General features: G+C 68.2%; 8 protein-coding genes and 1 pseudogene. 8 read left to right on the top strand and 1 reads right to left on the bottom strand.

The window, feature by feature from the left end; all coding sequences use genetic code 11:
• The 4 genes and pseudogenes from GSQ76_RS26835 to GSQ76_RS26820 all read left to right on the top strand — a co-directional run.
• Positions 1 to 580, top strand: a pseudogene (locus GSQ76_RS26835) (hypothetical protein); the annotation flags it as partial.
• Positions 581 to 639: 59 nt separating this feature from the next.
• Positions 640 to 1572: a ribose-phosphate pyrophosphokinase gene (locus tag GSQ76_RS26830; protein WP_158747143.1), complete on the top strand. Its 933-nt coding sequence runs from the start codon at positions 640 to 642 to the stop codon at positions 1570 to 1572.
• 39 nt (positions 1573 to 1611) lie between these two features.
• On the top strand, positions 1612 to 2229 hold the full coding sequence (locus GSQ76_RS26825; RefSeq protein WP_158747142.1) for a glutathione S-transferase family protein: 618 nt from the start codon (positions 1612 to 1614) through the stop codon (positions 2227 to 2229).
• A gap of 1 nt (position 2230) precedes the next feature.
• The gene (locus GSQ76_RS26820; protein ID WP_158747141.1) at positions 2231 to 2791 is read left to right on the top strand and encodes a histidine phosphatase family protein; all 561 of its coding nucleotides are present in this window, start codon (positions 2231 to 2233) and stop codon (positions 2789 to 2791) included.
• Positions 2792 to 2876: 85 nt separating this feature from the next.
• Here GSQ76_RS26820 and GSQ76_RS26815 read toward each other — a convergent pair whose 3' ends face one another.
• Positions 2877 to 3746: a diacylglycerol kinase family protein gene (locus tag GSQ76_RS26815; RefSeq protein WP_158747140.1), complete on the bottom strand. Its 870-nt coding sequence runs from the start codon at positions 3744 to 3746 to the stop codon at positions 2877 to 2879.
• 206 nt (positions 3747 to 3952) lie between these two features.
• On the opposite strand from GSQ76_RS26815, the gene GSQ76_RS26810 reads away from it, so the two are divergent.
• From GSQ76_RS26810 to GSQ76_RS32210, 4 genes are all read left to right on the top strand, one after another.
• A complete protein-coding gene (locus GSQ76_RS26810) occupies positions 3953 to 4774 on the top strand; it encodes a UDP-2,3-diacylglucosamine diphosphatase (RefSeq protein ID WP_158747139.1) in 822 nt (273 codons plus the stop codon).
• A 31-nt stretch (positions 4775 to 4805) separates the two neighbouring features.
• A complete protein-coding gene (locus GSQ76_RS26805) occupies positions 4806 to 5828 on the top strand; it encodes a glycosyltransferase family 1 protein (protein ID WP_158747138.1) in 1023 nt (340 codons plus the stop codon).
• Between the two features lie 192 nt (positions 5829 to 6020).
• The gene (locus GSQ76_RS26800) at positions 6021 to 6815 is read left to right on the top strand and encodes a lysophospholipid acyltransferase family protein (RefSeq protein ID WP_158747137.1); all 795 of its coding nucleotides are present in this window, start codon (positions 6021 to 6023) and stop codon (positions 6813 to 6815) included.
• A 4-nt stretch (positions 6816 to 6819) separates the two neighbouring features.
• Positions 6820 to 7174: glycosyltransferase N-terminal domain-containing protein (locus GSQ76_RS32210; protein WP_272482693.1), on the top strand; the 355-nt coding region annotated here is incomplete at its 3' end.

Raw genomic sequence — 7174 nt, 5'->3', positions numbered from 1 at the left:
GCAAGGCGCCAGCCAGGGCGCCCCCGTGCCCCCCGCCGACTGGGCCGCCGGCCAACCCGCCACGCTGAAGGCCGCCGCCGATGCAGAGGCACCGAAGGTCATCGCGATGCTGAACGGGATCGAGGCCCGGCGGCAGATGAGCGACCCGCACAGCCTGCTCAACCGCCCCCCCGTGCTGTATTTCAAGGGCGTCACCGGCGCCCCCGGCGACGGCAACATCACCCTCGCCCGCCTCATGACCACCAAGCTGCCGAATCTGGGCGACGTGGTGCAAGACTCGCCGAAGGGCGCTGATTTCTCGGTCGAAGGCCAGGTGAAGACCGCACCCGGCGCCAACAACACCGAACGGATCGAACTGCAATGGATCGTGGTGGACGCCCAGGGCCGCGAGCGCGGCCGGGTGATCCAGTTGAACGAGGTCCCGCCCAAATCGCTGGACAATTACTGGGGCGAGGTCGCGGTCGTCGTCACCAACGAGGCGTCCAACGGCGTGAACGAAGTGGTGATCCAGGCCAGCGGACGGTCCTCCACCGCCACGCCCGCCCCCGGCAGCGTCAAAAGCCCCGAGCCCGCGAGTTGATGACATATCGGTGAAGCGTTGCTAGAACCCGCTCGCCGCCGCACCCAGGACGCTGCCCCATGAAGATCGTCGCCTGCAACAGCAACCGGCCGCTCGCCGAAGCGGTCGCTGCCAGCCTGGGCATCCCGCTGACGCGCGCGTCGATCCGGCGCTTCGCGGACATGGAGGTGTTCGTCGAAATCCACGAGAACGTCCGGGGCGAGGACGTGTTCGTGCTGCAATCGACCTCCTACCCCGCCAACGACAACCTGATGGAATTGCTGATCACCCTGGACGCGCTGCGCCGCTCCAGCGCCCGCCGGGTCACCGCGGTCATCCCTTATTTCGGCTATGCGAGGCAGGACCGCAAAACCTCCTCCCGCTCGCCGATCAGCGCCAAACTGGTCGCCAACCTCATCACCGAGGCCGGCGCCAACCGCGTCCTGACCCTGGATCTCCACGCCGGGCAGATCCAGGGCTTCTTCGACCTCCCCGTCGACAACCTCTACGCCGCCCCGCTCTTCACCACCGACATCCAGCAGCGCTTCGCCGGGCGCAAGGTGATGATTGTCTCCCCCGACATCGGCGGCGTGCTGCGCGCCCGCATCCTCGCCTCCCGCCTCAACTGCGAACTCGCCATCATCGACAAGCGGCGCGAGCGGGCCGGTGTGTCGGAGGTGATGAACATCATCGGCGACGTCGCCGGCATGGACTGCATCCTGGTCGACGACATCTGCGACTCCGGCGGCACCCTGTGCAACGCGGCCGTGGCGCTGATGGCGGAGGGCGCCCGCTCCGTCAGCGTCTACGTCACCCACGGCGTACTCTCCGGCGGCGCCGTCGCCCGCATCGCCGCCTCCCCGATCGAGATGCTGACCATCACCGACAGCATCGAGCCGACCGAGGCAGTGCGCGGCGCCCCCAACCTGCGCACCTTCACCGTCGCCCCCTTGATGGCCGAGGCAATGCGCCGCATCAGCGACGAAAGCAGCGTCAGCTCCCTATTCGACTAGACCGACAACTCGACTGCACCGACAAGAGGAAACACCGCGATGAAACTCTACTACTCGCCCGGCGCCTGCTCGGTCGGCATCCACATCATGCTGGAAGAGATCGGCAAGCCGTACGATCTGGACCTGATCAGCGTGCGCGACGGCTCGCAGTTCAGCGAGGCCTATGTCGCCATCAACCCGAAATCCAAGATCCCGGCCCTGCGCCGCGACGATGACAGTGTGCTGACCGAATACGGCGCCATCGCTACCTGGCTGGCCCGCACCAACCCCGCCGCCAAGCTGATGCCCAGCGATCCGGAGGCCGAAGCCCGCACGATCGAGGCGATGGATTACATCACCGCCACCATGCACATGCAGGGTTTCGCCCGCATCGCCCGCCCCGGCAATTTCTCCCCCAACGAGGCGGAGAAGGAGAAGGTCCAGGCCCGCGGCCGCGAAATCTTCGCCAAGGGCATGGCCCTGATGGACAAGCGCCTGGAAGGCCGCGAGTGGATCGCCGGCGAATACTCCCTAGCCGACGCCACGCTCTACTACGTCTGCAACTGGGCGCCCCGCGCCGAAGTGCCGCTGCCGCCGAACGTGGCCGCCCATTTCGCCCGCATGAAGACCCGCCCTGCCGTGCAGCGCACGATCCAATCCGAAGGGCTCACAGCCTAGCATGATCCCCGCCCGCGCCTTCTGGTTCTTGCGCCACGGCGAGACCGACTGGAACGCCGACGGCCGCAGCCAGGGCCGCACCGACGTCCCGCTCAACCCCACCGGCGTGGCCCAGGCCGCGTCGGCGGCGCAATTACTCCGCGGCCGCGGCATCGCCAGCATCGTCTCCTCCCCCCTCTCCCGCGCCCGCGACACGGCGGAGGCCGCCGGCAAGGTGCTAGGCCTCCCCGTCACGCTCATCGACGACCTACAGGAAGTCTCGTTCGGCGTGCACGAGGGCACCATCCAGCACGCCGCCTGGTTCACCGCCTGGATCAGCGGCGAGGCGACCCCCGAAGACGCCGAAAGCTTCGCCGAACTCCGCACGCGCGCCGCCAAGGGCCTGACCGAAGCGCTCGTTCACCCGGCGCCCGTTCTGGTGGTAGCCCACGGCGCCTGGTTCCGCGCCCTGCGCGCCGAAATGGGCCTCCCCATCGACGTCCGCACCCCCAATGCGCTGCCGATCTTCTGCGACCCCAATCCCACCTGGTCGCTGACCGCAGCCGAAGGCGTCACAATCTAGCAAGGCTCCGCCCTGCCCCCTAGTTAGAATAAAGGGGTCTCAGGGGATGACTATCCCCTGGCGGGGTTCGGGGCGGAGCCCCCCGCTAACTCACCACCACTTCAATCGGCGAAGCCGCGTTCCGGATACTGATCGGCGTCGCCCCCGCCGGGTCGCCATCCGCCTGCGCGTACTGCCCCCCGTCTCCCAATATCTCCACCGCGCTCACGCTCTCGATCCGCAGCCCCGGCATTCGCGGCAGCAGGTTCAGCGGCAGCGCTGCGCCATACATCATTGCCGCCATCGTCCCATACCGCTCGAACACCGCCACGCTGAACCCGGGCAGGCAGGCATTGGCATGCGGCGCCAGGGTGAACCGCCCCGCATATAACCGCCCCTTGCTGACGATGACGCTCGCCGCATCCATCTCCTCGCCATCCAGGCGGATGCGCAGCTTGGGATACCGGTATCGGCTCATCTCCCGCACGGTCTGCGCCACATACGCGCCCTTGCCCAACAACCGCTTCAGCGGCGCGCTCATCCCGTGCACCACCTGCGCATCCAGCCCCACGCCCAGCATCTGCACGAACAGCCGCGTCTCCCCGGGCAGGGTCGCCACGCCGGGCCACAGCATACAGGTGCGGCCGAACGCCAACGCCGCGGCCACCGCCTGCGGAGCGAACGGCAACCGCAACTCGTGCGCCAGCACGTTGGCAGTGCCCAGCGGGATCACGCCCAACCGGGCGCTGCCGCCCGCCATGCCGTTCGCGACCTCCGCAATCGTACCGTCACCACCCGCCGCCACGATCAACTTGGCGCCGCTGCGCACCGCGTCGCGCGCCAACTCCGTCGCGTGCCCGGCGTGCTGCGTCTCCGCCAGTTCCAGCCGCATCCCGTTCGCGGACAGCACGTCCAGCACGCGCCACAACGCATGCGCCCGGCGGCGCCCCGCGGTCGGGTTGAAGATGACAATCAAAATCTGTGCTCGTGGCGTCGATTCAGCAGCATAGCGCAAAATGCTCCTAGATCATTTCAGTCGAATGACACTCCGGAGTCAAAAAGATGACGTATCCCAAACACACCACAAAATCACGACGTCATCTAACCTTCACCGCAGCGACGCGGATACACGGCTTATGACCAGCCTCTTAAACGCAAGTTCAATAGATTGGACGCGCCGACATGAACGCGACCACCGGGTCCGACCCTTCCATCAATCGTTACCGGGCCATCTTCATTTCCGACCTCCATTTGGGGACGCGGGATTGCCGCAGCGATTTTCTGGCCGATTTCCTCCGCAAAACCGCCTGCGACCATCTCTACCTCGTCGGCGACATCATCGACGGCTGGCGCCTGCGTAAATCTTGGTACTGGGACGAAACGCATGACGAGGTGATCCGCCTCATCCTGCGCAAGGCCCGCGCCGGCACCGAGGTCACCTACATCCCCGGCAACCACGACGAGATGTTCCGCGCCTGGCTGCCCATGGGGCTGGAAGTGGCGGGCATCCGCCTGCGACAGGAGGCACAGCACACCACCGCCGACGGCCGCCGCCTGCTCATCATGCATGGCGACGAGTTCGACAGCGTCGTCCGCTACGCCAAGTTCCTCGCCCTCCTCGGGGACAGCGCCTACACCGCCGCGCTCATCGTCAACCGCCACTTCAACGCCATCCGTCGCCGCCTCGGCCACCCCTACTGGTCGCTCTCCGCCTGGCTGAAACGCCGCGTGAAGGAAGCCGTGAAGGCCATCGACCGCTTCGAGACCGCCCTGTCCAGCGAAGCCCGGCGTCGCGGGTTCGACGGTGTGGTCTGCGGCCACATCCACCACGCCGAAATGCGCGACGTAAACGGCATCCTCTACCTCAACGACGGCGACTGGGTCGAAAGCTGCACCGCCCTGGTGGAGCACGAGGACGGCCGGCTGGAACTGATCGACTGGGCCGCGCTGAACCGCCTATCCTTCGCCGCCCCGCGCCAAAGCCGGATCGCCGAACCTGCCTAGCGCTCTCCCACCCGGCCCACGCCGGGTCCTGATGATCTCGGACGCCTGGCAGCCCCAGGTGAATGGCGTCGTCCGCACCCTATCGACCGTCATGCGCGAGCTGACGGCGATGGGCCACGCCGTAGACGTCATCGGGCCAGACCGCTTCCGCACCCTGCCCTGCCCCACCTACCCCGACATCCGCCTCTCCCTGCTGCCCCGGCGCACGCTGACGCAAATGATCGACAGCTTTAACCCCGACGCCCTGCACATCGCGACCGAAGGCCCCCTCGGCATGGCAGCGCGCGCCGTGGCAATCGCCCGGGGCTGGCACTTCACCACCGCCTTCCACACCCGCTTCGCCGAGTACCTCTACGCCCGCACCAGGGTGCCAACCGCGCTCAGTTACGCCTGGCTCCGCCGTTTCCACGGCGCCGGCTCGGGCGTCATGGTGGCCACGCAAAGCCTGCGCACCGAACTGACCGAACGCGGCTTCACCAACGTCAAAACCTGGACCCGCGGCGTGGACCTGGCGCAATTCCAAATGGAACCACGGGAAAATTGGCTGTTTCCCCGCCCGATCTTCGCCTATGTCGGCCGCGTCGCGGTGGAAAAGAACATCGGCGCGTTCCTGGAGCTGGACCTCCCCGGCTCCAAGGTGGTGGTGGGTGACGGCCCGGCCCGCGCCGGCTTGGAAAAGCGCTACCCGGCGGCGCATTTCGTCGGCATGCGCCACGGCGCCTCTTTGGCCCAGGCCTTCGCCGGGTCGGACGTGTTCGTCTTCCCCTCGCTCACCGACACCTTCGGCTTGGTCATGCTGGAAAGCCTCGCCTGCGGCACCCCCGTCGCCGCCTTCCCCGTCACCGGCCCGCTGGACGTTCTGGGCCGCGCCAACCCCGGCGTCGGCGCCATCGACCCGGACCTGCGCACCGCCGCCCTGCTGGCGCTGGACCGCAGCAACCGCGCCGCCTGCCGCGCCCACGCCGAACTCTTCTCCTGGCGCGCCTGCGCCGAGATGTTCATGGGCAACCTAGTCCCCTTGACCGCCACAGCAACCCAGAGAAACGCCGCGTAAAAACCCGCTCCAAGGCCTGAGCCTCAGCCGCGCCAAAAGCCGCGTCCGATAACCACCAGGCCCGAGCCCGTTCGCGAATGCGCTGCGGCGAGTCAGAGGCGCCCTTCAGCGCCGCCCGGCGTGGCTTTCGAGAACCGGAGCGCAGCGGCCTTATGGGGCCGTGAGCACCGGAAGCGCAGAAAGCCGCGTCGGATGACCGCCGCAGTAGCGTTCGCGAATGGGCTCGCGAGTTGGCAGAGTTGGTGGCGCTATGCTACCCGCCGCCCACATGGCTGGAAGCTCCTCGTGTTGAAACGGCTGCTCCGCAGCGCGGCGGTGCAGGCCTTCACCGCGCGATTGGTCGGGCTGTATCTGGACTTCGCCCTGCGCACCACCCGGTGGACGCTGGTGGGGGAGGAGCACGCCGTCGCGGCCACCGCCGGGCATCCCCACATTGCCGCCTTCTGGCACGAGCGTCTCCCGCTGCTCCCCGCCCTCTGGTTCATCATGCGCCGCAAGGGCGCCACCGGCACACCGCGCGTCCTCGTCAGCAAGCACCGCGACGGCCGCTTCATCGGCGCCGTGGTCCGGCGCTTCGGCGTCGAGGTCGTTCACGGCTCATCCAGCAAGGACGGCTCCGCCCGGGACGTCTCCGAAAAGGGCGGCGCCGCCAGTGTGCGGGTGCTATTGGGGGAGCTTCAGGCCGGCCAGCACATCCTCATCACGCCCGACGGTCCCCGCGGCCCCCGCCGTCGCGCCGCACCCGGCGTGGCGCAGATCGCCGCCCTGTCCGGCGCACCCATCCTGCCCGTCGGCGCCCAAACCAGCCGCCACCGAATCCTGCCCACCTGGGACAAGATGCTGGTGCCGCTCCCCTTCGGCCGCGGCGTCATCGTCTGCGGCCCGCCGCTGCTGGTGCCCCGCGATGGGTGGGAGGCATCCGTCCCCCTGATCACCGCCGCCCTGACCGAGGCCGCCGACAGGGCAGACGACCTGTGCCCGAGTTGACATCGTGCCCGCAATAACCTCGCAAGGCTGGGGCCTGGCACTGGCCTGGCGCGGCACCGCATCGATGCTGGCGCCGGGTCTGCGCCTGATGCTGCGGCGCCGGGTCCGCCGCGACAAGGAACTGCCCGACCGCCTGGACGAACGCCGCGGCATCGACGACACGCCGCGGCCGCCGGGCCGGCTGATCTGGATCCACGCCGCCAGCGTCGGCGAAACTGTATCCGTCCTGCCCGTTCTGGAGGCGCTGCGCGATAGTCCCGTCACCGTACTGGTCACCACGGGGACCGTTGCCTCCGCCCGGTTGCTGGTGCAGCGACACCCTGGCGTGCTGCACCGCTTCGTGCCGCTGGACGTGCCGG

The organism is Acidisphaera sp. L21 (assembly GCF_009765685.1).
Taxonomy (GTDB): domain Bacteria; phylum Pseudomonadota; class Alphaproteobacteria; order Acetobacterales; family Acetobacteraceae; genus LMUY01.
Note: the sequence above shows the minus strand (reverse complement) of the source record. Positions and strands in the feature narration are given on the sequence as shown.

Excerpts from the sequence above, each read along its gene's own strand:
- GSQ76_RS26830 (WP_158747143.1), top strand. The coding sequence starts at position 640 with ATGAAGATCGTCGCCTGCAACAGCAACCGGCCGCTCGCCGAAGCGGTC.
- GSQ76_RS26810 (WP_158747139.1), top strand. The coding sequence starts at position 3,953 with ATGAACGCGACCACCGGGTCCGACCCTTCCATCAATCGTTACCGGGCC.
- GSQ76_RS26825 (WP_158747142.1), top strand. The coding sequence starts at position 1,612 with ATGAAACTCTACTACTCGCCCGGCGCCTGCTCGGTCGGCATCCACATC.
- GSQ76_RS26800 (WP_158747137.1), top strand. The coding sequence starts at position 6,021 with ATGACCGCCGCAGTAGCGTTCGCGAATGGGCTCGCGAGTTGGCAGAGT.
- GSQ76_RS26820 (WP_158747141.1), top strand. The coding sequence starts at position 2,231 with ATGATCCCCGCCCGCGCCTTCTGGTTCTTGCGCCACGGCGAGACCGAC.
- GSQ76_RS26805 (WP_158747138.1), top strand. The coding sequence starts at position 4,806 with ATGATCTCGGACGCCTGGCAGCCCCAGGTGAATGGCGTCGTCCGCACC.